The sequence below is a fragment of the Lutispora sp. QWL-02 genome (assembly GCF_058315355.1).
The window spans coordinates 3,847,687-3,873,166 of sequence record NZ_CM177762.1; the positions used below are offsets into that span (position 1 = coordinate 3,847,687).

The 25,480-nt window shown below is 39.6% G+C and carries 22 protein-coding genes and 2 pseudogenes; 4 read left to right on the plus strand and 20 right to left on the minus strand.

What is annotated here, in order from left to right; all coding sequences use genetic code 11:
- Nucleotides 1–71 precede the first annotated feature (71 nt).
- The 14 genes and pseudogenes from AC4HCY_RS18350 to AC4HCY_RS18415 all read right to left on the minus strand — a co-directional run bounded on the left by AC4HCY_RS18350 (nucleotide 72) and on the right by AC4HCY_RS18415 (nucleotide 17,034).
- Nucleotides 72–1,703, minus strand: coding sequence for a hypothetical protein (locus AC4HCY_RS18350; protein ID WP_323432014.1), 1,632 nt, complete (start codon nucleotides 1,701–1,703; stop codon nucleotides 72–74).
- A 172-nt stretch (nucleotides 1,704–1,875) separates the two neighbouring features.
- Nucleotides 1,876–2,832: an ABC transporter ATP-binding protein gene (locus AC4HCY_RS18355; RefSeq protein ID WP_323432015.1), complete on the minus strand. Its 957-nt coding sequence runs from the start codon at nucleotides 2,830–2,832 to the stop codon at nucleotides 1,876–1,878.
- A complete protein-coding gene (locus tag AC4HCY_RS18360; protein WP_323432016.1) occupies nucleotides 2,832–3,854 on the minus strand; it encodes an ABC transporter ATP-binding protein in 1,023 nt (340 codons plus the stop codon). The genes AC4HCY_RS18355 and AC4HCY_RS18360 overlap by 1 nt, the downstream gene beginning before the upstream one ends.
- 12 nt (nucleotides 3,855–3,866) lie before the next feature.
- Nucleotides 3,867–4,781, minus strand: a complete 915-nt coding sequence (locus tag AC4HCY_RS18365) for an ABC transporter permease (protein ID WP_323432017.1) — start codon at nucleotides 4,779–4,781, stop codon at nucleotides 3,867–3,869.
- A gap of 15 nt (nucleotides 4,782–4,796) precedes the next feature.
- Nucleotides 4,797–5,714 (minus strand): ABC transporter permease, encoded by a 918-nt coding sequence (locus tag AC4HCY_RS18370; protein WP_323432018.1) that lies wholly within the window; start codon nucleotides 5,712–5,714, stop codon nucleotides 4,797–4,799.
- Between the two features lie 152 nt (nucleotides 5,715–5,866).
- Complete coding sequence (locus AC4HCY_RS18375) at nucleotides 5,867–7,531, minus strand: peptide ABC transporter substrate-binding protein (RefSeq protein ID WP_491094834.1); 1,665 nt, start codon at nucleotides 7,529–7,531, stop codon at nucleotides 5,867–5,869.
- 392 nt (nucleotides 7,532–7,923) lie between these two features.
- Nucleotides 7,924–9,354 (minus strand): Asp-tRNA(Asn)/Glu-tRNA(Gln) amidotransferase subunit GatB, encoded by a 1,431-nt coding sequence (gene gatB, locus AC4HCY_RS18380; protein WP_323432020.1) that lies wholly within the window; start codon nucleotides 9,352–9,354, stop codon nucleotides 7,924–7,926.
- 13 nt (nucleotides 9,355–9,367) lie between these two features.
- Nucleotides 9,368–10,825, minus strand: a complete 1,458-nt coding sequence (gene gatA / locus AC4HCY_RS18385) for an Asp-tRNA(Asn)/Glu-tRNA(Gln) amidotransferase subunit GatA (protein WP_323432046.1) — start codon at nucleotides 10,823–10,825, stop codon at nucleotides 9,368–9,370.
- A gap of 21 nt (nucleotides 10,826–10,846) precedes the next feature.
- Nucleotides 10,847–11,131, minus strand: coding sequence for an Asp-tRNA(Asn)/Glu-tRNA(Gln) amidotransferase subunit GatC (gene gatC / locus AC4HCY_RS18390; RefSeq protein ID WP_323432021.1), 285 nt, complete (start codon nucleotides 11,129–11,131; stop codon nucleotides 10,847–10,849).
- A 1-nt stretch (nucleotide 11,132) separates the two neighbouring features.
- Nucleotides 11,133–13,136 carry an NAD-dependent DNA ligase LigA gene (gene ligA / locus AC4HCY_RS18395; RefSeq protein WP_491094835.1) on the minus strand — a complete coding sequence of 668 codons (2,004 nt, stop codon included), beginning with the start codon at nucleotides 13,134–13,136 and terminating at the stop codon, nucleotides 11,133–11,135.
- A gap of 396 nt (nucleotides 13,137–13,532) precedes the next feature.
- Nucleotides 13,533–15,461 (minus strand): DNA helicase PcrA, encoded by a 1,929-nt coding sequence (gene pcrA / locus AC4HCY_RS18400; RefSeq protein ID WP_491094836.1) that lies wholly within the window; start codon nucleotides 15,459–15,461, stop codon nucleotides 13,533–13,535.
- A gap of 429 nt (nucleotides 15,462–15,890) precedes the next feature.
- Nucleotides 15,891–16,384 (minus strand): annotated as a pseudogene (locus tag AC4HCY_RS18405) (BRO-N domain-containing protein); the annotation flags it as partial.
- Between the two features lie 116 nt (nucleotides 16,385–16,500).
- Complete coding sequence (locus AC4HCY_RS18410) at nucleotides 16,501–16,806, minus strand: hypothetical protein (RefSeq protein WP_491094837.1); 306 nt, start codon at nucleotides 16,804–16,806, stop codon at nucleotides 16,501–16,503.
- A gap of 9 nt (nucleotides 16,807–16,815) precedes the next feature.
- The gene (locus AC4HCY_RS18415) at nucleotides 16,816–17,034 is read right to left on the minus strand and encodes a hypothetical protein (RefSeq protein ID WP_491094838.1); all 219 of its coding nucleotides are present in this window, start codon (nucleotides 17,032–17,034) and stop codon (nucleotides 16,816–16,818) included.
- A 50-nt stretch (nucleotides 17,035–17,084) separates the two neighbouring features.
- Between AC4HCY_RS18415 and AC4HCY_RS18420 the strand changes: the two genes are divergently transcribed.
- The gene (locus tag AC4HCY_RS18420; RefSeq protein ID WP_323433793.1) at nucleotides 17,085–18,032 is read left to right on the plus strand and encodes an IS982 family transposase; all 948 of its coding nucleotides are present in this window, start codon (nucleotides 17,085–17,087) and stop codon (nucleotides 18,030–18,032) included.
- Between the two features lie 186 nt (nucleotides 18,033–18,218).
- Here AC4HCY_RS18420 and AC4HCY_RS18425 read toward each other — a convergent pair whose 3' ends face one another.
- The 3 genes from AC4HCY_RS18425 to AC4HCY_RS18435 form a co-directional block, all read right to left on the minus strand.
- A complete protein-coding gene (locus AC4HCY_RS18425) occupies nucleotides 18,219–19,310 on the minus strand; it encodes a hypothetical protein (protein ID WP_491094839.1) in 1,092 nt (363 codons plus the stop codon).
- Nucleotides 19,311–19,393: 83 nt separating this feature from the next.
- Nucleotides 19,394–20,314: a hypothetical protein gene (locus AC4HCY_RS18430; protein WP_491094840.1), complete on the minus strand. Its 921-nt coding sequence runs from the start codon at nucleotides 20,312–20,314 to the stop codon at nucleotides 19,394–19,396.
- A gap of 19 nt (nucleotides 20,315–20,333) precedes the next feature.
- Complete coding sequence (locus AC4HCY_RS18435) at nucleotides 20,334–20,597, minus strand: hypothetical protein (RefSeq protein WP_491094841.1); 264 nt, start codon at nucleotides 20,595–20,597, stop codon at nucleotides 20,334–20,336.
- 149 nt (nucleotides 20,598–20,746) lie between these two features.
- Here AC4HCY_RS18435 and AC4HCY_RS18440 point away from each other — a divergent pair, with 149 nt between their 5' ends.
- Complete coding sequence (locus AC4HCY_RS18440) at nucleotides 20,747–21,010, plus strand: hypothetical protein (RefSeq protein WP_491094842.1); 264 nt, start codon at nucleotides 20,747–20,749, stop codon at nucleotides 21,008–21,010.
- A gap of 230 nt (nucleotides 21,011–21,240) precedes the next feature.
- Here AC4HCY_RS18440 and AC4HCY_RS18445 read toward each other — a convergent pair whose 3' ends face one another.
- A complete protein-coding gene (locus tag AC4HCY_RS18445) occupies nucleotides 21,241–22,185 on the minus strand; it encodes an IS982 family transposase (RefSeq protein ID WP_491094843.1) in 945 nt (314 codons plus the stop codon).
- 135 nt (nucleotides 22,186–22,320) lie between these two features.
- Between AC4HCY_RS18445 and AC4HCY_RS18450 the strand changes: the two are divergent.
- Nucleotides 22,321–23,628: pseudogene (locus AC4HCY_RS18450) on the plus strand (transposase); the annotation flags it as partial.
- A 195-nt stretch (nucleotides 23,629–23,823) separates the two neighbouring features.
- Here the strand turns inward: AC4HCY_RS18450 and AC4HCY_RS18455 are convergent.
- Nucleotides 23,824–23,961, minus strand: a complete 138-nt coding sequence (locus tag AC4HCY_RS18455) for a hypothetical protein (protein WP_491094844.1) — start codon at nucleotides 23,959–23,961, stop codon at nucleotides 23,824–23,826.
- Between the two features lie 276 nt (nucleotides 23,962–24,237).
- Between AC4HCY_RS18455 and AC4HCY_RS18460 the strand changes: the two genes are divergently transcribed.
- The gene (locus AC4HCY_RS18460; protein WP_491094845.1) at nucleotides 24,238–24,462 is read left to right on the plus strand and encodes a hypothetical protein; all 225 of its coding nucleotides are present in this window, start codon (nucleotides 24,238–24,240) and stop codon (nucleotides 24,460–24,462) included.
- Nucleotides 24,463–24,478: 16 nt separating this feature from the next.
- On the opposite strand, the gene AC4HCY_RS18465 is transcribed toward AC4HCY_RS18460, so the two are convergent.
- Nucleotides 24,479–25,357: a DMT family transporter gene (locus AC4HCY_RS18465; protein WP_323432025.1), complete on the minus strand. Its 879-nt coding sequence runs from the start codon at nucleotides 25,355–25,357 to the stop codon at nucleotides 24,479–24,481.
- Nucleotides 25,358–25,480 lie beyond the last annotated feature (123 nt).

The following is a 25,480-nucleotide window of genomic DNA, read 5'->3' on the forward strand; positions in this document are numbered from 1 at the left end:
CCATGAATGGCTCAATATAGTATTCATGCTTGAGCTACACATGGCTTGCCGCCCTGAGTTATATCCCCGAATCAGGTAATATAAGGTCCATATAGGAATACTGTGATCAGCAGATCATAGAGCATGAACAATAAGAATTCTGGTATTATGTGCATATCAGTTCTGTTCTTTTTGAATGTCTTTGCCATGAAATATGCTATGAAACCTATAGAAAGCATTATCAAATACCTGATGGCCATAGGCTTCATAAAGTCAGGCATCATATAATATGAAAGTCCCCCGTAATAAAAGTTTGCAGTTAAAACCTTAATTATCATATAAATGCTTATGGCTACTGAATAATTAAGCTTGGGGTTAAAAGAAAATTTCCTAACCTCAAAAAATTCTACAAAAAGCAGCCACAATACGGCAGGGAAAAACATAAAAGCTCTTATCAAAGCGATGACTAAACCGCTTATATATGGAGATATGCTGTTTTCCATTGCGACTGCATAATCCTGCTTAACAGGCTTATTCACTATCTCCTTATATCCTTCGCCGGTCTGTGTAAACCATACATCATTCTTGAATTCTCCGGCAGTCTGCAAAAATACTAAGGCTTCCTCTTTTCCATACTGGGCAATATCGATTCCTTTAATCCATCCCAGTATTCTTGTGGAATACGTTTTGCCGGATATTTTGCCATCTTTAAAAGTTGTGTTGAGGATTTTAAAGCCTTCACCGGTTTCATCCCAATATTTTTCTATAAAAACTGCGTTCAATGTATCCTGCTTTAAATATGGGCAATTTACCTCACTCACATATACATCCGCAGAGCTTTCGGTATCGTGACTGGTCAACAGCCTGAACTCCATATCCGAATTGCCTGCCTGAGACAAGGGCACTGTTGCATACCACGTCCTTGCAGTTTGGCCGAAGCTGTTCCACACGTTGTTCTCATAGAATATATACGCCAGTTCATTATCCAAACCAATTTCTAAATTTCCTATGCTTTCGTTGGACACCTGTACATATTCTGTTTTCTGAGACCTCAGTGTCCACTTGCCCTGAGAAAAAAGCAAATATATGATTTCCTTTTCCATCGGCGATATATCTCTGATAGATACGGTATGAAATATGCCCGAATCATCCAAAGCGGCAGTTATGTGCACAGCCTTATCAAAAGGATACTCATTTCCCCAGGCAATCGCTCCCTGTTCATTGATTTTATAATATCGGAGTCCCTGGTTATGTGCAGCTGCAAGCACAATCTGGCCATTCTGTGAAAATATATTAAAATCCTTTACTTCTGCAGCAATAAGGCTTTTAGGGGTGTAATCTCCGCTCTCTTGCTTTGTTGACATATAAAGCTCATAATTCTCCGTCCAAAAGATATAAGGTTCCACGCCCTTATACTTCACCAGCTTATTCAAAGCTGCTCCCGGTATGATTATATTCTGTATTTCTTTTATATTTCCGTTTTCTTTCTCAAGAATAGTTTTGGTGAACCGGTCTTCTTTCGCCGTAAGTATCCATATATTCTCCTCATTGATATTCAAACTTGCTGCCTTCTTGTAAGGAGTTTTATCAATCTTGACTTCTCTCCCCCATTTTTCAGAAGGAGGGGCAACGATAGCCTTCAGGTTCTGATAGCTGTGAAAGGAAAATATGACTAAAAAAATCAATATGGTATATAGTATAGGTATGTAATTTCTCTTTCTCATCCAGGCCCCCCTTTCTTTTGGATTACGGGAAGATGGTGAACACGGATTTACACGGAGGGTTTTTTAACTATGCTCCTCCTTGCAAATCCGTGTTCTTCCATGTTCCCCGTTCCTTGGACCTCAAAGGAATACCCTAGCTGCTGAGTCCTAAGCTCTGAATCCTGAGTCCTAATTACACATTATGGCATGCCACGAAATGATCCTTTTCAAGCTCTCTGAACTCAGGCATCTCCTGAGAGCATATATCCGTAGCATATCTGCATCTGGATTTGAATCTGCATCCCGGAGGCGGATTTATCGGGCTCGGTACGTCACCTTCCAGGAGTATTCTCTTTCTTGATCTCTCTACCTCAGGATCTGCAATGGGGATAGCCGACAAAAGAGCCTGAGTATAGGGGTGCATCGGCTTTTTATACAGTTCTGCACTTGAAGCCAATTCAACCAAGGTTCCCAGATACATAACTCCAACCCTGTCTGATATATGCTTAACCATGCTCAAGTCGTGAGCTATAAATAAATAGGTAAGCTTATAATCCCTTTGGAGGTTTATCAGCAAGTTTACAACCTGAGCCTGAATGGAAACGTCGAGAGCTGATATAGGCTCATCGCAAACTATGAACTGGGGTTCTATAGCTAATGCACGAGCTACACCGATTCTTTGCCTCTGGCCTCCGGAGAACTCATGAGGGAATCTGTTTGCATGCTCTCGATTGAGTCCTACCGTATGCAAAAGATCGTATATCCTTTCCGTTCTTTCCTTGCCGGAATATATATTGTGTATGTCTATCCCTTCGCCAATAATGTCTCCTACAGTCATTCTCGGGTTCAGAGAAGCATATGGATCCTGGAATATCATCTGTGCTTTTTTAGTAAAATCTTTAGCTTGCTTTCTATCCAATTTATGAACGTTCATACCGTCAAAGATTACTTCTCCCCCTGTGGCCTCATAGAGCCTTATAATGGTTCTGCCTGCTGTTGACTTTCCACAGCCTGATTCACCAACAAGACCGAGAGTTTCACCCTCCCTGATGAAGAAGTTTAATCCGTCTACTGCCTTTAGCACCGCATTGTTGCCTACAGTAAAATATTTTTTAAGGTCCTTTACTTCTATCAATTTCTTGTTTTCCATCATTTCACCCCTCTTTCAGTGACAGGTCTCTCAACCTTTGGCGCATCCGGATGTCCTAACCAGCAAGCTGCATAATGATTTTTATTGTATTCCATGTTTGCCGGAGCTGTCTCGTAGCATATTTCCATAGAATACTTGCATCTGGCCGCAAATGCGCATCCTTTCGGCGGGGCGAAAAGATCCGGGGGTGTGCCTATGATCGGTATCAATTGTTCCTTATTTTCTGCGTCAAGCCTTGGCACTGATTTTAGAAGTCCCCAGGTATAAGGGTGCTGAGCATTGTAGAATATATCTTCTACAGTACCGCTTTCAACAACTTCTCCAGCATACATGACTATTATTCTTTCAGCCATGTCGGCAACCACGCCAAGATCATGTGTGATCAATATTATTGAAGTATCCAGTTTTAATTTCAATTCTTTCATCAGATCCAATATCTGAGCCTGTATGGTAACATCCAGTGCGGTTGTAGGCTCGTCTGCAATCAAAAGCTTGGGTTTGCATGCCAAAGCTATAGCTATCATAGCTCTCTGCCTCATGCCGCCGCTGAACTCATGGGGATATTGATTGGCCCTCTTGTCCGGATTCGGAATACCAACCAATTTCAGCATATCTATCGCCTTTTCCATGGCGTCTCTTCTGCTTAAATGCTGATGCTTTATCAAGCCTTCAGCTATTTGCTTTCCAACAGTCATTGTCGGATTTAAGGATGTCATAGGATCCTGGAATATCATACCTATTTCCGAACCCCTTATGGCTTCCATCTTCTTATCAGAAAACTTTGTAATATCAACACCGTTAAAAATTATATTTCCGCTCTTGATCCTTCCCGGAGGCATAGGTATAAGCTTCATAATGGATTGGGCAGTAACGCTCTTGCCGCAGCCTGATTCTCCAACTATGGCTATAGCTTCAGCCTTGTCCAGATGAAAGGATACTCCTCTGACGGCTTTGACTTCACCTGCATATGTGTCAAATGAAACGTGCAAATCTTTAACTTCGAGTATTTTTTCTTTCTCCATCTCTTACACCTCCTACTTTCTTAGTCTTGGATCCAGAGCGTCTCTCAATCCGTCACCAAATAAATTCAATGAAAGCATCGTCAAACTGATAAAAAATGCAGGTATAAACAATCTATAAGGATAAACCCTTAAAACAGCAGCTCCGGATGATGCCAACTGGCCCCAGCTGGATGTGGGAGGCTTTACACCTAGACCTATAAAGCTAAGGAATGCTTCAGTAAAAATCGCACTTGGTATTCTCATCGTCAAGCTTACTATTATTACACCCAATGTATTCGGTATCAAGTGCCTGAGTATAAGCCTCGAGGAGCTCGCTCCCAGGGTTCTGGCAGCTAATACGAATTCCTGCTCCTTAAGCTGAAGTATCTGTCCTCTTACCAATCTGGCCATACTGAGCCATCCGGTTATAGCAAAGGATAAAATTATGGGGAATACACCGGCTCCTACGATAACCATTATAAGAATTATGAATATCATGCTGGGTATGGCTATCATTACATCGATGAACCTCATGATTATCATATCTACCTTGCCGCCATAAAAGCCTGATACTCCGCCGACCAATACTCCGATCAAAGTATCGAGAAGAGCTGCCATCAAGCCTATGAACAGCGACACACGTGCTCCCATCCATACGCGAGCCCATAAGTCTCTTCCTAAATCATCTGTGCCGAACCAATGCTGCGCATTAGGAAGCTGGTTGGTATTGCTCAAATCATTGTCGCTGTGGACATAAGGAACCATCATTGGTCCAATGATTGACATAACTGTAAAAACAGCAATTATAACAAGCCCTATCATAGCAATCTTGTTCTTTTTAAGCCTTCTCCATGCATCCTGCCAATAGGTCATGCTGGGACGAACGATTGCCTGGCTCTTTTCTTCGTTTATGCCGACATGCTTAAACTTTTCCCTGCTTATTTCCATCTCTCCAGCTCCTCCTTATCTGCCTACTCTGATTCTGGGATCTACGAAACCATAGGCTATATCGACCAGGAAGTTCATGAATACCAAGAACGCTCCGAAGAATATAGTCAATCCCAAAACCATAGTATAGTCTAGATTTTGTATGCTAATTACATAGTGTCTTCCAAGCCCGGGAATCGCGAATATCTGTTCTACAACGAAGGTACCTGTAAGCAGCGCGGCGACCAGTGGACCTAATACGGTAACAACAGGAAGTATTGCATTTCTTATCTGGTGCTTTATGGTTACTTGTACGGGAGACAATCCTTTTGCTTTTGCTGTCTTTATATAATCCTGTCCTACGACTTCAAGCATGCTTGTGCGCATAAGTCTTGCAATAAGAGCCAAAGTTGACAAGCCCAATGAGAAGGTCGGCAAAATAGTATGGGCAAAGCTCTTCCACTGAGCAACAGGCAGTATCTTCAAATATATGCCGAAAAAGTATTGCACCAGCCCGCCTATTACAAAGCTTGGCACCGATACGCCTATTACGGCAATGATCATACTTGTATAGTCCCAACCTTTGTTATGATTAATAGCAGCTATAATTCCAAGAACCAAACCAACGCTAACTGAAAAAGCCAAGGATCGAAGTCCTAAATCTGCTGAGTTGGGAAAGGCATCTCTGATTATTTGATTTACCGTTCTATTCTTGTATTTTAAGGAAAAGCCCATTTCACCTTTGACCAGATTGCCCATATACTTAATATATTGCTCCGGTAAAGGCCTGTCCAGGCCATAATATTTCATCATATTTGCTTTTATTTCCGGGGTAATTTTTTCGCTTGTAAAAGGGTCACCGGGCAGCACTCTTACCAAGAAGAATGTCAAGGTGGCCAGGATCCAAACTGTGATCAAAGATACAAAGAATCTTTTTAAGATGTATCTAAACAAAATATAGGCACCTCCCACATTAAGATTAAAATTTGTGAATTTTCTGTGAACCAATTGTGATTATTCTAAGAAATATCAGCCTTAAATATGGGACAAAGGTATATGTTAACATATACCTTTGTCTTGCGTACTGATAAATTTTTTATATTTCTTTATTTTGTAATATCAGCAAATACGAAGTCTGGGTCAGAGCCTATGAAGTTTCTGATTATTCCTGTCAAGCCGTCAACATGAGTCCAGGCTCTTCTTCTGAAGTAAACAGGAACTATAGGTCCATTTTCAAGCAAGTATTTCTCCGCCTCGAACATCTTGTCTGCTCTTTCCTTCACGTCTGGAGCAGATTTGCAGAAGTTGATCAGATCTGTATAAGTCTTGTCTTCCCAGTTTGTATTGTTATGTCCGCCGCCGATTACCCACAAATCGAGGTAAGTCATCGGATCGTCATAGTCTGGGCCCCAGCCTGCGAATACAAGGTCATAATCCTTCTTGTTCATAAGCTCAAGTCTTTGTTTGAATGGAACCTGTTTGATATCAAGCTTTATTCCAGCATTCTTAGCAAGCATGTCTTGAATAGCTTCTGCAGATATTCTTGCAGTGTCTGAGTCGTCAGTCAAGAATTCGATAGCAGGAAGCTTATCAATTGTCATACCTAGCTCTGCAAGAGCTTTATCCAAATATTCCTTTGCCTTTGCAGGGTCAGCATTCTTTGGATAGAAATCCAATGGATATTCTTTTGCAAATAAGTCATTAACGCCTGCAAGCAATGGCAATACATATCTTGTAGCTGCGTCTGAGCCGTTCTTTAGAACTGCATCAACATAGCCCTGTCTGTCTATAGCATATCCGAAAGCTTTTCTGAAGTTGGCATTGCCTGTTAATTTTCCAACTTCCTTGTTTCTTCCTTTTACGTTGAACTGGAAGTAGAATTCAGCACCGTCATAGTAGAAGTTAGCTTTGCCTGCTTTGTCGAACTCTTCTACTCTGTCCTTTGGAAGAGCAACAAAGTCAAGATCTCCAGCTTCATACATGCTCATTGCTGTATTGCTGTCTGTAACTATAGCTATTTCAACCTTGTCGATCTTTATAGCATCTTTATTCCAATATTCCGGGTTCTTTTCAAGAACAAGGCCTTCTTCATGCTTCCATTCTTTCAAAACATATGGTCCGTTGTAAAGTATCTTGTCGGCTTCGGAAGCATAAGCTGTTCCTTGAGCCTCGACAAAGTCCTGTCTAACCGGGAACAAGGATATGAAGTTTGTTAAAGCTAAGAAATAACCGGTTGGAACCTTTAATTTGATTTCAAGAGTCTTTTCATCAACAGCTTTAATACCGATCTGGGAAGGATCTGTGATCTTTCCTGTGTTGTATTCTTCACCGTTTTGTATATAGTAGCCCTGGAATGCATATTCGGAAGCTGTAGCAGGATTTAAAAGCCTCTTTATAGCATATTCAAAATCGTTTGCTGTTACAGCCTTTCCATCGCTCCACTTAGCATCTCTCAAGTGGAAAGTGTAGGTAAGTCCGTCTTCGGAAATTTCCCATTTTTCAGCCATACCTGGAGTTACTTTACCATTGTCTGCAACTCTGACTAAACCTTCATAGAGATGGTTGCCCAGCATAATAGCATAAGTATCTGTAGCTATCTGTTGGTCAAGAGCCGGAGGTTCTGCACCAATAGCAAACCTCAATAGCTTTGGTTCTGATGCTGCCGGTTCACCTGGTTCTGCCGGTTCTGCCGGAGCCTTGGGTCCGCATGCTGTAAGCGCTAAGCTTAATACCAGCATCATTACGAGCACTAATGTCAGTGATCTTTTCATCAATTCATCCCCCTTTTTTTTACTTAGGCGCATTTTATTTACACCTAAAAATTAATGAAATATATGCAGAAACAGCCACTGGCTGTACTACAACAAAACAATAAAAATGAAGCTATATGATATCTTTTATATTTATATTTTTATTATATTTATATTACACGAATGGAGAGATTTTTTCAATACATTTTATATCCATGAAATATATATATCAAAATAATTGGCAAATTCAGAATAATATAACTAAGGAAAATCAATGCTTCATTCTCATAAAAATTATAAAATTTACCTCAACATTTTTTTACAAAATCCATATTTGATGGACATAAAATTCAAGTGCGGAACGTTCAAGACCGTTCCCTGCTTGTTAAATTAATATGCTGCTCTTGTACATTTTAAGCCAACAAATCTTTAAGTATTTTATTTATGAGCTGCGGATTTCCTTTTCCTTTGGATGCTTTCATGCACTGGCCTACCAGAAATCCCAAAGCATTGCTTTTACCGTTTTTATAATCTTCTACGGATTTTTGATTTTCATTCAGGACCTTTCTTACTAATTCGACTATTACATCCTCGTCGCTTATCTGCTTCAGGCCCAATTGATCCACCAGAGCTTCCGGCTCACAGCCCGTCTTAAACATTTCTTCAAATACCTGCTTGGCTCCTGTACTGCTCAATACTCCGGCCTCTATCAGGTCCACCAGCTTTCTCAGATCCTCCGGCTTTATTTTTAAATCTTTGAAATCCAGCTCCTTTTCCTTCATTATCCTAAGGATTTCTCCCATTACCCAATTGCTTATCGCCTTCGGATTTTTATGTCCTTTCGCACAAGCTTCAAAGAAATCCGACAGTTCTTTTGTGAGAGTAAGAACGGAAGCATCATAATCAGGGATTCCATATTCCTTCACAAATCTTCTCCTCTTATCATCTGGGAGCTCCGGCAAAGCTTTTCGTATCTCATCTATCCATTTTTCTTCCAATACTATAGGAACCAAATCGGGCTCCGGAAAATACCTGTAGTCATGAGCCTGCTCTTTGGTCCTCATGGATATGGTGATGCCTTTGGCTTCATCCCAGCGTCTGGTTTCCTGAACTATGGCACCACCTTCCGAGAGAACCTTCTTATGCCTTTCCTCTTCATATTCCAATGCTTTCTGCAATGCTTTCATCGAGTTCATATTTTTGATTTCCGTTTTTACCCCGAACTCTTTTTGTCCTGCAGGCCTTATGGAAATATTGGCATCACATCTGAGGGAGCCTTCCTGCATCTTGCAGTCGGAAATCTCTAGATATTCCAATATGCCTTTAAGCTTTTCAAGATATAATCTGGCTTCCACAGGGCTTCTCATATCAGGCTCCGATACTATCTCGATCAGAGGCACTCCGGATCTGTTAAAATCTACTAGAGAATAATTCTCTGTTTCCGTACCGTGTATGAGCTTTCCTGCATCTTCCTCTATGTGGATTCGCGTAATACCGATAGGCTTATTCTCACCATCAACCTGAATTTGTATCTTTCCATGCTTGCACAAAGGTATATCATACTGAGAGATCTGATAGGCCTTAGGCAAATCAGGATAGAAATAATTTTTTCTGTCTGTTTTGCTATACAATGAAATCTGGCAATCTAAGGCCAGACCTGCCTTGACAGCATATTCTACAACTTTTTTATTCATCACCGGAAGGGCTCCGGGATAGCTCATGCACACCGGGCAGCAGTTAGTATTTACTTCTGCGCCGAATTCATTTTTGCAGCTGCAAAAAGCCTTGCTCCTTGTGCTTAGCTCTGCATGTATTTCAAGACCTATAATCGTTTCATAATTCATATCTTACACCACCTTATAGAGTCGGTCTTTTTCCGAGGAAATCTGTATTTCTTTGAAAACCATGAGCGGCTTTTATTATTGAAGCCTCTCCTAAAGCTTTGCCCATTATCTGCATGCCGACAGGCAATCCTCCCGAGAACCCGCAAGGTATGGATATGGCAGGTATGCCAGCTATATTTACAGGAACAGTACATATATCCGACATATACATTGCTAACTGATCATCCGTTCTCTCTCCTATTTTAAAAGCTGTTGTAGGGGATGTGGGGGATATCAAAATATCATACTTTTCAAAGGCTTTTTCAAAATCCTGTTTAATCAGCCTTCTTACTTTTAAAGCCTTATTATAATAGGCATCATAATAGCCGGAGCTTAATGTATAGGTGCCCAGCATTATCCTCAGCTTTACCTCATCTCCAAAGCCTTCGCTTCTGCTGTTGACATATATGTCATTTAAATCCTCATAATTAGATGTTCTATGACCATATCTTACTCCATCAAATCTGGCAAGATTAGAGGAGGCTTCCGCTGATGCTACTATATAGTATACAGGCAGAGCATATTCTGAATAAGGCAAGCTTGTTTCCTCTACGCAGGCTCCAAGACCTTCCATCTTTTTAACAGCTTCCATTACAATCTTTCTAATTTCCGGGTCAATTCCTTCACCAAAATACTCCTTGGGCAAACCTATTTTCATGCCCTTTATATCTTTATTCAAAGCTTCCTTAAAATCTCCATGCTCTATTGCAAGAGATGTGGAATCCTTTTCATCATGACCGCATAAGTGATTCAAAACAATGGCACAATCCTCTACATCTTTGGTAAAGGGACCTATCTGATCAAAGGAAGAACCATAAGCTACCACACCATATCTGGATACAGCCCCATAGGTAGGCTTGAATCCAACTAATCCGCATAATGCTGCGGGCTGCCTAATCGATCCTCCTGTATCGGAACCCAATGCAAAGAAAGCTTCTCCTGCTGCAACAGCTGCTGCGGAACCTCCGCTGGAACCTCCGGCAACCCTCTCAATATTCCAGGGATTCCTGGTAGTTTTAAAGGCGGAGTTCTCAGTGGAGCTTCCCATTGCAAACTCGTCAAGATTTGTCTTTCCAATGAGAATTGCTCCTGCCTCCTTAAGCTTTTTATATACTTGAGCATCATAGGGAGGAATATAGTTTTCCAACATTTTTGACGCACAAGTGGTTTTTATGCCACAGGTAGAAATATTGTCCTTCAAAGCCATGGGAATGCCTGCTAAATCTCCCAATTTCTCTCCCTGGGCAAGCCTCTTGTCTACATCTTGTGCAGCCTCATAGGCCTTATCTCTTGTCAAGGATATATAGGCATCAATCCGTTGCTCCACGGCATCTATTCTGCTATAAACGCTGTCCAAGACTTCCTTTGCACTTATTTCCCTAGCTCTTATCTTATCCCTTACCTCATGAAGGGTTAGATTATATAAATCCAATATTTTCACTCCTCCTGTCTCCTATTCTATTATTTTGCTGACCTTTATGCATCCGTACATCTTCTCCGGAGCGTTGGCAAGCAAAGTTTCCCTGTCCATGGATTCTCCGACTTCGTCTTCCCTCATCACATTGGTCATGCCGTTGACATTTATAAGAGGCTCAATATCCTCAATATCCAGCTTGTTCAGCATGCTGACATAATCCAGGACCATGCTGAATTTTTCTCTCACCTTTTCCAGGTCCTCTTCTCTGAGCTTTAGCTTAGCCAGAGCTGCAACGTATTCCAAATCCTTTTTTTCTATCATATCATTCCCGCCTTTCAACCCATTCCTTGAAGATTTCTTCATCTATTACAGTTATGCCCAATTCGGTGGCTTTTTGAAGCTTCGAGCCGGCATCTTCGCCTGCCAGCACATAATCCGTCTTTTTGCTCACACTTCCTGAAACCTTGCCCCCAAAGCCTTCTATTATTTCTTTGGCTTTATCACGGGTAAAACTCGTCAAGGCTCCGGTGAGGACAAAGGTCTTGCCTCGAAAATTAGGATTTTCTATGATCTCCTTTTTCTCGGCCTCTGTATTTACGCCTAAGCATTTCAGCTTATCTATCAAAGCCAGGTTCTGATCCAGCCTGAAAAATGCCATTATGCTGTCTGCCATTTTGTCACCGATTTCTTGCACTGATGTAAGCTCTTCGCAGCCCGCAGCTTTTATCCTGTCAATGCTGCCGAAGGCCTCCGCCAAAAGCTTGGACGCCCTTTGACCTATCATCCTGATTCCAAGGGCAAACAGCAGTCTTTCCAGCCCGTTCTCCTTTGATTTCTCAATAGCATTCAGCAGATTGTCTACGGATTTCTCACCCATCCTATCCACTTGTATCAGTTCATCTCTTCTATCCTTTAAGAGATATAGATCCCCCGCATCCTTGATAAAGCCTTTATCAAGAAGCATGGTTATTATCTGAGGCCCCAAACCGTCTATATTCATTGCATCCCTTGAAACGAAGTGGAATAACGAACGCCTGAGCTGAGCCGGGCAGGATGCATTGGTGCATCTTATGGCCGCTTCTCCCTCGATCCTCAATGCTTCGGAGCCGCATACAGGGCAATTTTTCGGCATTTCAAAGGCCTTCTCGCTTCCGTCCCTTTCAGTGCTTACCACTTCCACTATCTCAGGTATCACATCCCCTGCTTTTTGAAGTATTACCATATCGCCTATCATGATGCCTTTTTCTTTAATAAAGTCTTCATTATGCAAGGTAGCTCTGCTCACAGTAGAGCCGGCAATCCTGACCGGCTCAAGTTCAGCCGTGGGGGTGATGGCTCCCGTGCGCCCCACCTGAACTATTATGTTTTTCAGCCTGGTCATTTTCTTCTCCGGCGGGAATTTATAAGCCGCAGCCCATCTCGGTGTCTTTGTCGTGCTGCCTAAAATATCCCTATATTCCAGGCTGTTCACCTTGATCACCAGACCGTCTATCTCAAAGCTCAAGCTCCCTCTCCTATCCGCCCATTCGATGCATTTCCCATATATATCCTGCCAGCCTTTGCAGATGATCAAATAGGGGCTTATCTTGAATCCCACAGCCTTAAGATACTCCATGGCCTCTATATGTGTTGCAAACTCCTTGCCCTCGATTCTTTCCAGGTTGAATACAAATATATCCAGGGGCCTCCTGGCAGTTATTGAAGTATCGAGCTGTCTCAAAGAGCCTGCGGCAGCATTCCTCGGGTTAGCGAATAAAGGTTCTTCGGTTTCCTCCCTCAGGGCATTCAGCTTCTCAAAATCCTTTTTGGAGATAAATACCTCTCCCCTTACTTCCAAATCTACAGGCTCTTTAAGCTTTAGGGGTATGGATTTTATTGTCTTCAGGTTTGCAGTTATATCCTCGCCTCTGATGCCGTCTCCTCTTGTGGCTCCGCGTACAAACAGCCCCTTTTCATAATTCAGCACTACCGTAAGGCCGTCTATCTTCATTTCTACCACGTATTCGGCTTCTTCTATGCCAAGGCCGCGTTTGACCCGGTTGTCAAAATCCCTTATATCCCCTTCATCAAACACATTTGAGAGGCTGAGCTTCTGCGTCCTGTGGAACACCTCCGTAAAGCCCTTCAGCACTTCTCCCCCAACTTTTTGGGTAGGCGAATCCGGCCTCAGATGCTCCGGGTGCCTTTTTTCCAGTTCAATAAGCTCTCTCATAAGGAGATCGTATTCATAATCTCCTATTTCCGGATCGTCAAGCACATAATATCTATAGTTATGATGATTAATAAGTTCAATGAGTTCGTCTATCCTGGCTTTTTCTTTATCCATACTTTCACTCCTTTCGGGTATTCCTATGAGATCAGCCACTAGCTTCTGGCTGATAGCCTCTGGCATTAGGGTATTCCTCTGGGGTCAAAGGTTACGGCGAACACTGAAAGACACGGATTTTTTCACGGATTAGCACGGTTTTCTATTTTTCTAATCTCATATCTAAGCAGGAATTTTGTGAAGAACCTTAGAGTAAGTTAACGAAGCGTAACGACCGCAACTTCAACTGTTTGAGCCAAAGCGAGTTTTGAAGCTGCAGTGAGCAAGTCTTACTTAGTCTTAGGTTCGTAACTCCCATTCCTGTGTGATATGGCATTAGAAAATACTCAGTGCTTTTCCGTGTTCCCCGTCCCCCGTTTCTCCTGAGTTCTGAGCTCTGAATCCTGAGCCCTAAAATCACATCGTTATCATCAAATCCTTGGGAATCTCACGTAAAAATCTGGATTCCATTGTGTAGGACCTGCTTCCATATATGGTTCTTTCAAAGGCAGAGCTGAAATAAAGCTTCTCTCTTGCCCTTGTGACACCAACATACATAAGCCTTCGCTCTTCCTCCAGCTGATGCTCGTCGAAAAAGGCTCTTTGGGTGGGGAAGAGTCCTTCCTCCAGCCCGCAGATAAAAACTACGGGAAATTCCAGCCCTTTTGCACTGTGGAGAGTCATCATAGTGATGCCTTCCCTTTCTTCTTTCAGACCATCGATATCCGACATCAAAGCCATATTCTCCAGGAATCCCTGGAGTGAACTGTCTTCATTTTTTTCCTCATACTCCAATGCAGCGGAAATCAATTCCTTTATATTCTTCCCTCTTTCCTGATCTTCATCATCGCCCTTTTCCAATACCTCCAGATATCCGCTTCTCATTATTACCTCATCTATTACTGCAGATGCGCTTTCTTTTTCTGCCACATCCATAAGCTCAGCTATAAGTCTTACAAAGTCCTTTATGCTGTTCTTTGCTTTTTTGCCTATGCCATCAATGCTGTCGGCAAAGAGAAGCGCCTCGTACAAAGAGCTTCCGGTGTCTCTGGCGTAAGCTTCCAACAAATCCAGGGTAGCCTTGCCGATCCCCCTCTTCGGAACATTGATTATCCTTTTTATGCTGAGGTCCCCATCCGGGTCCTGTACTGCCCTTAAATATGCAATCACATCTTTGACTTCCATTCTATCGTAAAAGCGGTGGCCTCCCACAATCTTATACGGTATCCCTCTGGCCATACACATTTCCTCAATCACACGGGACTGGGAGTTAGTCCTGTATAGTATGGCAAAATTTTTGAGATCCCTATGCTCCTGAAAAGCCAGCCTATCTATTTCCCCAATGATAAAGTCGCCTTCGTCCCTTTCATCCATAGCCTTATAATAGACTATGGGCTTTCCCTCCCCATTCTCAGTCCAAAGCCTCTTGCTCTTCCTTCCGAAGTTTTTATCTATGACACTATTGGCAGCGTCCAATATCGTTTGTGTAGAGCGATAATTCTGTTCCAGTTTTATTACCTTTGTGTCCGGGAAATCCTTCTCAAAATTTAAGATGTTCCCTATATCGGCACCCCTCCATGAATAGATGCACTGGTCGTCATCGCCTACGACACATAGATTCCTGTGGCTCTTTGCCAGCAGGTTCACAAGCATATATTGACAATAGTTGGTGTCCTGGTATTCATCCACCATGATATATCTAAACTTATTCTGATAATACTGAAGCACATCAGGATTATTTTGAAAAAGCTCCACTGTCTTAAAAAGTATATCATCAAAATCCAGGGCATTATTTGCCATCAGCTTTTTCTGGTAGAGCGAGTATATATCAGCCACCTTCTTAAGCCTGAAGTCCCTTCCATATCTATCCATGAACCTGCCGGGCGTCATGAGCTGATCCTTGGCTTTGGATATGGAGGACAGCATCTCCTTAGGCGGAAAATTCTTTTCATTATAGTTCAGCTCTTTCAGACATTCCTTGATGACCTTTACCTGGTCGTCCGTATCAAATATGATAAAATTCTTCTTATAGCCATTTAGCTTTTCTACCTGCGTTCGCAAAATTCTGGCGCAGGCCGCGTGGAAGGTAGATACCCACATATCATAAGAACCCTCAAGAAGGCTTTGCACCCTCTCCTTCATCTCCTTGGCGGCTTTGTTGGTAAAGGTAATGGCAAGAATGTTTGACGGATACACGTTTTTTTCATTTATCAGATATGCGATTCTGCAAGTGAGCACCCTGGTCTTTCCCGACCCTGCACCGGCCAGTATCAGCAAAGGCCCCTCGGTATGCTCTACAGCCTCTCTTTGCTGTTTGTTCAAATTATCTAAAAGGTTTTCCATCATGACCTCCAAAATTTATTCTACTGCATGTTTTATTCTTATATTTTATATTATACATCACTAATATTCAATCTTGGCATTAGCTAAGAAAAAATACCAAAGTTCTATAGCATAAAATCTGGATATTTAATAGAAATATAGGCTTATATGTATTTATGGATGTGGGCAAAAATAGAGACAAGAATTATAGCGACATTAGGGGATAAAGGATAATACCATTCTAATTCATCTGTAGATTCAAAACTAACATGATTTGATTTCAGATTTATCAACAGCGTGTCACTCGTGATAAAAGTATCTTAGTGTTGTTCTTCAACATTTTGAAGTTTGCAGATTAATTAATCGCTTTCTAAATCATTGTCAGAATTTTCTATGACATCCGAAAGAAGTAAGACGCTTGTACTGCCGTGTAGTCATACCAGACCAAGCTTATGTAATCTCATCTGTAAGGGTGGCATATTCGGCACCTTGCTTTACACCACGTTTATCCCACTCATCGGTAAGTTCTTTCCTCACTTGGATTGCCTGCAAACGCTGGTTAATCCATTCACGGCTGTATACCTTTTTCAGATATGTAGCGAGTGCGCGGTCAATTGTTAGTTCAGGATCAATTGTTTCTTCTATCCGTTCTCGACCGATGCCAGCCACAACTTAAACGGCTCAGCTTTTGGGGAAGGAATTGATTATATAATACGCAAAGGTTGTTCAGTATTTGCAACATCGGTCAATCGTTTTTTCCCATCTGCGGCAGTCATTTTCAACTGCTTACAATTTGTAAGCAGTTCAGCACCTTCTTCAATCAAGCGTTTTTTCAAAATAGCCCAGTATGCACTCGCCCTGCGCGGTGTTGCTTGATCGGTTAAAACAGCCACAATATCCACAACAAAAAAATACTCCCATCGGAAAAAGGAATGCCTCCTGCGTATGAAGTTTTGCTCTGATTAGTATTTGCAGGATTACAGGCATCCGACCGTGTTAATTTTATGCAGCTTTTAACGTTCGCTTATTAAAACTTGTAAAGTGGTGTTACATTGCACTATAATTATTCAAAATATTTAAAACTATTAACCTTTTTATTTCCATATGGATTACGAGTAACAGTAACAGTATATATATCATCTCTTTTAATTTTCCTATCAAGTAAAATTAAGTCATCTCCATTTAATGTATAGTTTTTATAATCAATCATTTTTGCATATGCATAAATATGTTCATAATCATTCGTAATTATATGAAGTCTGAATTTATCTCCATATCGTATTTTTTGAATTTGCATAAAAGGAAAACTTAACACCGATGATAATATTAATAGTATTAAAACATACTTAAAAGGATGTTTAAAAAACATAATTGCCTCCTAAACAGATTTATCTATTTGCTTTTCTGTACTTTCTACAAATTGCTCTATATCTTCAGAATTAAATTTTACAAGTAACTCACTAAACTTATCAGCGATTTCTTTCTTTTCTAATTTGTCTTGTAAATTTGTACTAAAATAACAATAAAAATTCTTAAATTTAACTCGTTGTGCTAGCTTTTGATTTACCAAAAATCTACGAATGAAAAACTCCAACATATTATGTAACCTATCATTAATAACAACAAAAATGATAGGGGGTCACATATATGCTGGAGCTTGATAGAACTTATTCTATCAAAGAAATAGGAGATTTAAAAGACTTTATTACTGTCACCTATGTCATAATTGATGACATTTACCAAAAAGTCACTCCAACACATATTGCAAAACGCTGTAATATCAAAGATTCAATCTTGAGTGATAGTGAAATAATTACCATCAGTATTGTGGGAGAACTTCTCACTATCGACTCTGAAAACGCTTGGTTTAACTTCTGCAAGAAGAATATGAAAGATCTTTTCCCTAAACTCTGTGATAGATCCAGGTTCAATCGAACCCATAGAAACCTTCATGCAGTTATAGAGGAAATAAGAAAAGAACTTTCTTCCCTAACAGAGCTCGCAGAAAAGCCTTATCGAATAATAGATAGCATTCCTATACCAGTATGCAAGTTCGGTAGGGCCCGATTTCATAAAACCTTTAAAGGTTATGGAGCTACCTATGGCAAATGCCCGTCTAAGAAGGAAACTTACTTAGGCTACAAACTGCACATGCTTACAACCCTTGATGGATTAGTAACTGATTTTGTTATTACGCCTGCTAATATTGATGACAGAACCGCTGTGTGGGACTTAGTAGACTCATACAACAATATAACAATGCTTGGAGACAAAGGGTATATTAAAGCTGATCTTAGTGCAGATTTAAAATCTGAAAAGGGAATAGAACTTTTGCCTGTTCAAAGGAACAACAGTAAAGTGCAATTTCCCAAAGCGATAAGACAGCTCATCTTCAAGCTAAGGAGGCGTATAGAGACAACAGCCTCGCAACTTACTCAGCAGCTAAACATAGAGCAGGTACTTGCGAAATCCTTTTGGGGGTTACAAACAAGAATAAAAACCAAGCTTCTGGCCTACAATTTATGTTATTACATCAACAGGCTTATAGGCCAAGATATTGATATTTCAAGGATCAAGCATTTAGTATTTGGATAAGTAATCCAAAAGAATTAAGCCACTAATTCTTTCAGGGATACTATACATTTTTGTGTTGGTATAATATTCCTAAATTGGTGTATTTGTCAGAGTAGCACAACAGATTAAATTTAAGATATTCTTCATTTATATAAATTTTCCTTTATTTTCTTATCGGGTTATATAGGCTTGCTATATATTGTAAGATTAAAAACTTAGCATCGCACTATATTTTGCTCTTATCTTTTGCGCAAGTCCTATATCTTTCATATCAGTTAATCTATAAAAAGTTGTTCTTGGTATATCACTCATTATTATTACTGCTACTGAATTGCCGTTTACCCAATATGTAGCTACATTCTTGCCTGACTTTTTATGTCTTAACTCATTAGCTACTATTATATATCCACCGTCATTCCTTTTTTCAATAAAAACATCCAAATCTTTTACAGAGTCTTTTATGTATCCAACCATTTCCTCAATAGAGCTTTCCCCCTTTTGAGTTTTTGTTCCTACTATAATAGGCTTGTCCTTGTGCTTGTTATGCATAAGTTCTTTATCTTTTTTATAATCAATGTTATGTCCATTAATATAATACCCTGAACCATAGTTGACAAAAACCTGGTCAACATATAAAGCACTTTTCCCAATGATTCTTGCAATTTGTTCTACTATAGATATATATTCCATATCACTGTCTGCATATAATTTGAATTCTCTATTCAGGACTTCCTTAACTCTCTGATCCGGTTTAACTGTATTTGCTCCATAGTTCATCCTAAGATGCTGAAAAGTAGCTATGCCAATTCCCTTAATTCTGCCTATTATATCTTCTTTAATATTGAGGTAATTAGCCTTTAATGCCCACTTTTCCATAACTTCATAGTCGCCATTAAAGCCACTGTGTGACTTCATTTTATCTATAACATTGAGGAGTTCTACAACAATTGAATATTTCTCCAGATCTCTCATTCCACTAAATATGGAAAAAGTATCGAAATCTTTCGCTTTTTCTTTCAAATGCTCAAAGGAATAAAAACTCATATTCCTTATTCTATCAATCTGTGGTTCTACTTGCTTTGTGTAATTCCTGTGTGCTGCCATAACAACTGAAAGAAGTACCAGGCCTGGCCTTTTCCTAGCCTCGTCAGTGTACTCGACCGAAAAAACTTCTGACGCTTCTCCAATTGTCTTTTCCGGAAATCTTTTGTAAAGATGAGATGTAGGTTTAAGATCTTTTTTCTCCAGATTTTGTACAATAGATTTCACTTCGCCATTGCTTAACATAATTCTACTCAAAGCAATTCCTCCTTAATAATAACTTTATTATATATATTTATTAGTAAAAGCAAATGTTTTACAATTATAGCGATTTGCTGTTTTTACCATATCCCCCCAGTACTTATAGTAGGCTCATTTCTAACAAGTATGTCTTCGCTAGAAGTATCTACAACATAATCCCACTTTAAGATTTTCATTGCATTTAATGCATATCTGAATGTAGTCTCATTCATGTCCTGCAACAAGTCTTGTAGGTCATTAAGGCTTTTGAGCCCATTTAATATGGTCAAGGCAAAACCTAGCATTGTTTCGGAATCCTTATATCCCAGTTCCCATTCGTCTAACAAATGCACCGGCCCCACAATACCATTGTTCAATTCAATTCTAAACTTTTCACCCGCATCTCTTTTATAATCCATTTGATAGGCTGATATCAAATACATATGAGCAATCCTTCGCAATGTCTTAGCGTCTGTATAATCCAGATCATCCTTAAACATATCTGCCTGAATCAGCAGATTTTTGAATTCATTCTTATGTCGAAGACTTTTAAATAAGCCAGCTGTATTTTCATTTAAAATCTGCTCAATAATTTCATTAATCGTTTTTCTATCTCTGTCTGCGATGGCTTCAATTCTTTCAATAACATCAGAATAAATATATATAGAGTATTGGGTTCTGCCTCTATTAATTTCATAATATCTATCAAGCATATCAAATATTATATCCCAATCTCCCGGAACTTCTTCAGGGCTTGCTATTTTTACCTCGCTATAATCAGACAGTCTAACTCGTATATGTGACTTGTGAATGTATATGGTGCATATGTTTACTGAAGTTTTATTGCTGGGAGACAGTGTAATTATCTGGTTTTTTCCTCTCCCTATTTTGATTACAATGTTCATTTCTTCGTTCATTACAATCTTTATAAGTTTTTCAAGAATTGAGCGAACGCTTTCGCTATATCCCTTAAAGTCATCTGTCTTGAAGAACTCATTTGGTAAATATGTATTATTTTTCATATTAATCTCCTTTCTTCTGTTACGATGCTCTCTTAACTGAATTCTTATGTGTACTCAGATAATAGTTGCTACTCTCTTCATTCCTACTTCGACTATATTCTAGATAAGCTATTTCCTCTACAAGCTTCACACAGTCATTATTCTTCTTCGCTCGAGGCATATAGTAGGCATCAATATAGCATTTCACTGCACTTTCTGCTTCAAAATATCTCGTAATTTCTATTGATCTGCCTGACCCAACATGTCCGCAAGCTACAATCACTCTATAATACTTATTTTTCATGCTGCCAGCCTCCTTATTTAATTCTTTATCTGTATAATACCACTTTATTTTAAATTTGTAAACATTGTTTTATATTATATTTTATTGTTGACACTTCATTCGATCTGTGCAATAATATTATTAACAAATTGCAAAGGGGGATAAACACTATGATAAGTAATATTTCTGACGACCTCATCAAAGAGAAATGCTGCTACCAGGATGGCGACCAAATTGTACATCGAATATTTGGTGAAGGTATTATAGTAGAAGTTAGGTTTGATGATTTCAGTATGAGGAAATACAGAATAGAAGAATATTTACTTGATATTGATTTCTTTACATGTGGAAGGAAAACCCTATCTTTTAACCTATGTTTAGAAAGTGGATCCCTCGTATTAAAAAGTAAATCTGCTAGTCTTATAGCATCATAGAAATGTCGCCATACATACTCTAAGGAGCTGTTGCACAACTAACAAATAGTTAGTTGTGTAGCAGCTCCCTTTTTATGATCGAAAATGGAAAATGCGAATTCAGAAGAACCCGCAAATCCAGTATAATTAAGTTAACCTCTTGTGCTAGGTAATTTGATTTCAACTAAAGGAATATTATACCAATGAATGAGGATATAAAATCCCTGATAGATAGTACCTATGTGGATTAATTATCCAAATACTAACTCTTTGATTCTTGAATGTGACTCACGGCCTATAAGTTTATTGATGTAATAACACAAGTTATACGCTAATAGCTTGGTTTTAATCCTTGTTTGCAGCCCCCAAAAAGACTTCGCAAGTACTCTTTCAATATTGAGTTGGCAAACTAGTTGGGACGCTGATGTTTCAATCCTTCGCCTTAATCTAAAGATGGTTTGACGCAGTTCCTTAGGGAATTGGATTTTGCTGCTATTCCTTTTAAGAGGCAAGATATTAATATCTTTTTCAGCTTTTAGGTCTGCAGCAAAATCATCACCTATATAACCTTTATCACCAAACATAGTGATATTGCTATAGCCACTGATTAAATCCCAGGTAGCTGCTCTGTCATCAATGTTAGCAGAGGTAATTACAGCATCAGTTATGAAACCATCTATGGTTGCAAGCATGTGTAGTTTATATCCCAGATATGTTTCCTTTTTGGAGGCACATTTACCATAAGTAGCGCCAAATCCTTTAAATGTCTTATGAAAATGCGCTCTTCCAAACTTGCATACTGGAATAGGAATGCTGTCAATAATCCTGTATGGCTGGTTTATATGTTCTGTAAGAGCAGAAATCTTCTTTCTGATTTCTTCTATTACTGCATGAAGGTTTCTTCTTGTTCTATTAAACCTAGACCTACTGCAGAGCCTTGGAAACAAGTCTCTCATATTCTTCTTACAGAAACCAAACCAGGCATTTTCGGAATCAATGGTTAGTAATTCAGCAACAATACTTAAGGTAATTATTTCACTATCACTCATCTTAGAAGTATTGATATTACAACGATTTTTAATATGTGTTGGAGTAACATCCTGGTAAATGTCGTCAATTATGACATAAGCGACAGTTACAAAGTCTTTTAAATCTCCAATTTCTTTGATAGAATAAGTTCTATCAAGCTCCAGCATATATGTGACCCCCTATCATTTTTGTCGCTATTAGTGATAGGTTACATAATATGTTGGAGTTTTTCATTCGTAGATTTTTGGTAAATCAAAGCTAGCACAACGAGTTAAGTTATGCAAAACACAAAATTACACTAGGCATACTCTTCTACCGAAAAAAACCTGCAGTCGAGCCTAAAATCCTTTGCAAAGTATTGACCTATGCTTACATGAACAACCTCTATTCCAATAGAAAAATAGAAGCCGCATGTAGAAAATCATGTGGTTGCTTCAGGGACGGTCAGCTCCGGATCACTCCACTATTTCTAGGTTTCGGAAAGACTTCCTTTCTGATGCAGTAGAAGACTTATTCTATCAACAGGTAGAATACCTACACTAAATAGGCAAGATTGCGTTTGAGAATCTTTTTGTAGATGGCACAGAAATTGAGGCCAATGTAAACCGATATACCTTTGTTTGGAAGAAGGTCGTGAACAAAAATGAAGCCAAGATGTTGGAAAAAATTCAGAGCTGTATTGAAGAAATCAATCTTGAGTATCTGACTGAGTTTGCTGTCACGAACGAAAGCCCTTTAGAGGAATTACAAAAAGTACTTTCCTATCTGGAGGGAAAATGTAAGAGTGAGAATATCACTTTCGTTCATGGCATCGGGAAACTTAAATCAAAGCTGCAGAAGCAAATAGAAGCCCTTAAGAAGTTTAGTGCCCGGCGAGAAAAGTATGATCCTTGCAACCAGCTATTCGAAGGAAGAAATACTATTCAAAAACCGACTCGGATGCAACCTTCATGCATATGATATGAAAGATGGCCATATGCGCAACGCTCAGCTGAAACCCGCCTACAATGTGCAGATCGGAGTTGAAAGCGAGTATGTTGTGGGTGTTGGAATCTCCCAAGACAGAAATGCTACATAAAATCTCAAGCCCATGAAACATTGAAGAAAGAAATCTTTAAGAAAGATATCAGCAAACGAGAGAATATGCTTTATGACCCGGCAAAGGACGAATATATACCTGCCATAATGGTAAGCAACTCAAGCCAGTTGGAATTATACATCGCAAATCGGCTACAGGTTATCGAAGCGAAATTACAACATATGAAGATGAATAATGCATTGGCTGCCCCTATAAATCAAAATGTACAAAAGCGTAGGTGAACCGGAGGATGCAGATCTCAAAAACCTTTGTAGAAAAACTCGAAAGATCCTATGAGAGCATAATGACCGAGGAAGGAATTCTTCTTAGAATCAACCGTTCCATACAATTTGAAGGAGCTTTTGGAATTCTGAAAAACGATTACAATTTCAATCGTTTTTTGACACGGGGTAAAAGCAGCGTAAAAACTGAATTTATACTCCCGTGCTTTGGCTACAACGCGAACAAATTACATGCAAAAATACAAAATGAAAGATACGGCAAACATCTTCATGAAATAAAAACAGCCTAAAAATCGGAATAACATACATAGGTTTATTAAAGTGCGCCTGAAAATGAATAATCAGTGAGAATCTGAATGCAAAAAAGATTTCCATTGATTTTTTTACTTTTTAGGAATAGAAAACAGAGCATAGCTCCCTGCTTAAAGTAGTTTTGCAACACTCCCTTCAGCACCTTCTTCAATCAATCGTTTTTTCAAAACAGCCTAGTATGTACTCGCACTGCGCGGTGTTGCTTGATTGGTTAAAACAGCCACAACAGAAAAATACCATTCCTGCTCTTCCTCATCCCAAGCCGTGCGGATTCTTCTATCCACAAGCAACTGTATGCTATTACCATTCATCTCGTTTCCCTCCATAACATTCATCTTTTTGGTCACATCTTATACTTGTCATCTAAACGAACTCATGTTCTATTATATTATTCTAATCTATACTATTCAATATTTTGAACAAGAGGGTATAACATTTAATAAAAATTTATTAAGGTCAGATTTATACATCACTAATATTCAATCTTGGCATTAGCTAAGAAAAAATACCAAAGTTCTATAGCATAATCCTATGTTTTATACAAAAAATAAAATCAATTACAACACTCATTGAAACGAGGTGTAACGATGGATAAGGCTAAGAATACTCCTGAAAGAAATATGATCGATGAAAATATAATCGATGAGACTTATAACGGAGCTGATTATCCCATTGTTGAAAGAGAGTACAACGCATATTATTTCCCGGAGAACTATAATCCGGACAATATGGAAGCCCAAAGCGAGGCAATAGACAGCTGTGTGAAAGAGCGGTGCAGGGTCAAGGTTTGGAAGGATGTAAAAACAAAATAGGAGGGACATAACCCTCCTAAATCTTTTTTAACACTGCTATGACCAAAGCTGCAAGTATAAGCAGTCCCCCGATCACTCCGCTGAAAACAATGGTTTCATTCAATACAAAGTGTGCCATTATCAATGTAAAAAGAGGTTCGCCCAGAAACAATATTCCCACGCTTTCGGGACTGGCTATCTTCTGAGCCCTGGTCTGGCACAATGTGGCCATGCCCGTGCATAAAACCCCTATTATGAGGATAGGAATCAATGCTTCTTTTATATACGCCATGCTGAAGCCCTCGAAGAACACAACTGCCAGTGTGCTGAACACCGCTACAACCGCTAGCTGAATCAAGGTCAGCAGGGTATCTTCAATATATTTGCCATACTTGTCTAAAGCCAGAATATAAACCGTATATACTACAGACGAGCCAATAGCAAGCAAATCTCCAAAATTAAATCCTCCTCCGTTTATCCCGGATATGAGACTCATACCTGCCATCGACATCCCCACGCTTATTATGGTCCATCTGGAAGGAGCAGCCTTCTTGATCATAGTATCCACTAAAGGTATGAACAATACCGATAGTGAAACCAAAAATCCGGATTTGGATGCACTGGTATACTTCAGACATACCACGCCGAAAGAATATGCTCCGAAAACTAAAATACCTAAGGGTATACCGATTTTTAAATCCTGCTTCTTTATCCTCATCACATTTTTGGGCTGCAAAGCGAAAATAAAAAGAGTACCTATAACAAATCTCCCCATGAGGAGATGGTAGGGAGGGACTGTCCCTATATACATCTTTATCAATATAGTGCTCAAAGCCCAGCCAAAAGCCGTAACCAGCAGCTCTGTATAGGCCCTGTATTTTTTTATCTCCAATGCTTTTGAATCTAATTCCGCCATGTTTTTATCTCCTGCAAAATTATTCCTATTTGATTTAAGCATCAGAAGCAATTGTATTAACAATTGCCTCAAACCGCTGCAATGAGGCGTGTGATTATAATGCACTGCCTGTTTTAAATGATC

Bases quoted from the DNA above. Each gene is read 5' to 3' on its own strand.
- AC4HCY_RS18465 (WP_323432025.1), bottom strand. From the start codon at position 25,357: ATGGCGGAATTAGATTCAAAAGCATTGGAGATAAAAAAATACAGGGCC.
- AC4HCY_RS18445 (WP_491094843.1), bottom strand. From the start codon at position 22,185: ATGCTGGAGCTTGATAGAACTTATTCTATCAAAGAAATTGGAGATTTA.
- AC4HCY_RS18360 (WP_323432016.1), bottom strand. From the start codon at position 3,854: ATGGAGAAAGAAAAAATACTCGAAGTTAAAGATTTGCACGTTTCATTT.
- gatB (WP_323432020.1), bottom strand. From the start codon at position 9,354: ATGAATTATGAAACGATTATAGGTCTTGAAATACATGCAGAGCTAAGC.
- ligA (WP_491094835.1), bottom strand. From the start codon at position 13,136: ATGGATAAAGAAAAAGCCAGGATAGACGAACTCATTGAACTTATTAAT.
- AC4HCY_RS18410 (WP_491094837.1), bottom strand. From the start codon at position 16,806: ATGTTTTTTAAACATCCTTTTAAGTATGTTTTAATACTATTAATATTA.
- AC4HCY_RS18365 (WP_323432017.1), bottom strand. From the start codon at position 4,781: ATGGAAATAAGCAGGGAAAAGTTTAAGCATGTCGGCATAAACGAAGAA.
- gatC (WP_323432021.1), bottom strand. From the start codon at position 11,131: ATGATAGAAAAAAAGGATTTGGAATACGTTGCAGCTCTGGCTAAGCTA.
- AC4HCY_RS18435 (WP_491094841.1), bottom strand. From the start codon at position 20,597: ATGAAAAATAAGTATTATAGAGTGATTGTAGCTTGCGGACATGTTGGG.
- AC4HCY_RS18350 (WP_323432014.1), bottom strand. From the start codon at position 1,703: ATGAGAAAGAGAAATTACATACCTATACTATATACCATATTGATTTTT.
- AC4HCY_RS18455 (WP_491094844.1), bottom strand. From the start codon at position 23,961: ATGAATGGTAATAGCATACAGTTGCTTGTGGATAGAAGAATCCGCACG.
- AC4HCY_RS18415 (WP_491094838.1), bottom strand. From the start codon at position 17,034: ATGTTGGAGTTTTTCATTCGTAGATTTTTGGTAAATCAAAAGCTAGCA.
- AC4HCY_RS18430 (WP_491094840.1), bottom strand. From the start codon at position 20,314: ATGAAAAATAATACATATTTACCAAATGAGTTCTTCAAGACAGATGAC.
- AC4HCY_RS18375 (WP_491094834.1), bottom strand. From the start codon at position 7,531: ATGAAAAGATCACTGACATTAGTGCTCGTAATGATGCTGGTATTAAGC.
- pcrA (WP_491094836.1), bottom strand. From the start codon at position 15,461: ATGATGGAAAACCTTTTAGATAATTTGAACAAACAGCAAAGAGAGGCT.
- AC4HCY_RS18460 (WP_491094845.1), top strand. From the start codon at position 24,238: ATGGATAAGGCTAAGAATACTCCTGAAAGAAATATGATCGATGAAAAT.
- AC4HCY_RS18440 (WP_491094842.1), top strand. From the start codon at position 20,747: ATGATAAGTAATATTTCTGACGACCTCATCAAAGAGAAATGCTGCTAC.
- AC4HCY_RS18355 (WP_323432015.1), bottom strand. From the start codon at position 2,832: ATGGAAAACAAGAAATTGATAGAAGTAAAGGACCTTAAAAAATATTTT.
- AC4HCY_RS18420 (WP_323433793.1), top strand. From the start codon at position 17,085: ATGCTGGAGCTTGATAGAACTTATTCTATCAAAGAAATAGGAGATTTA.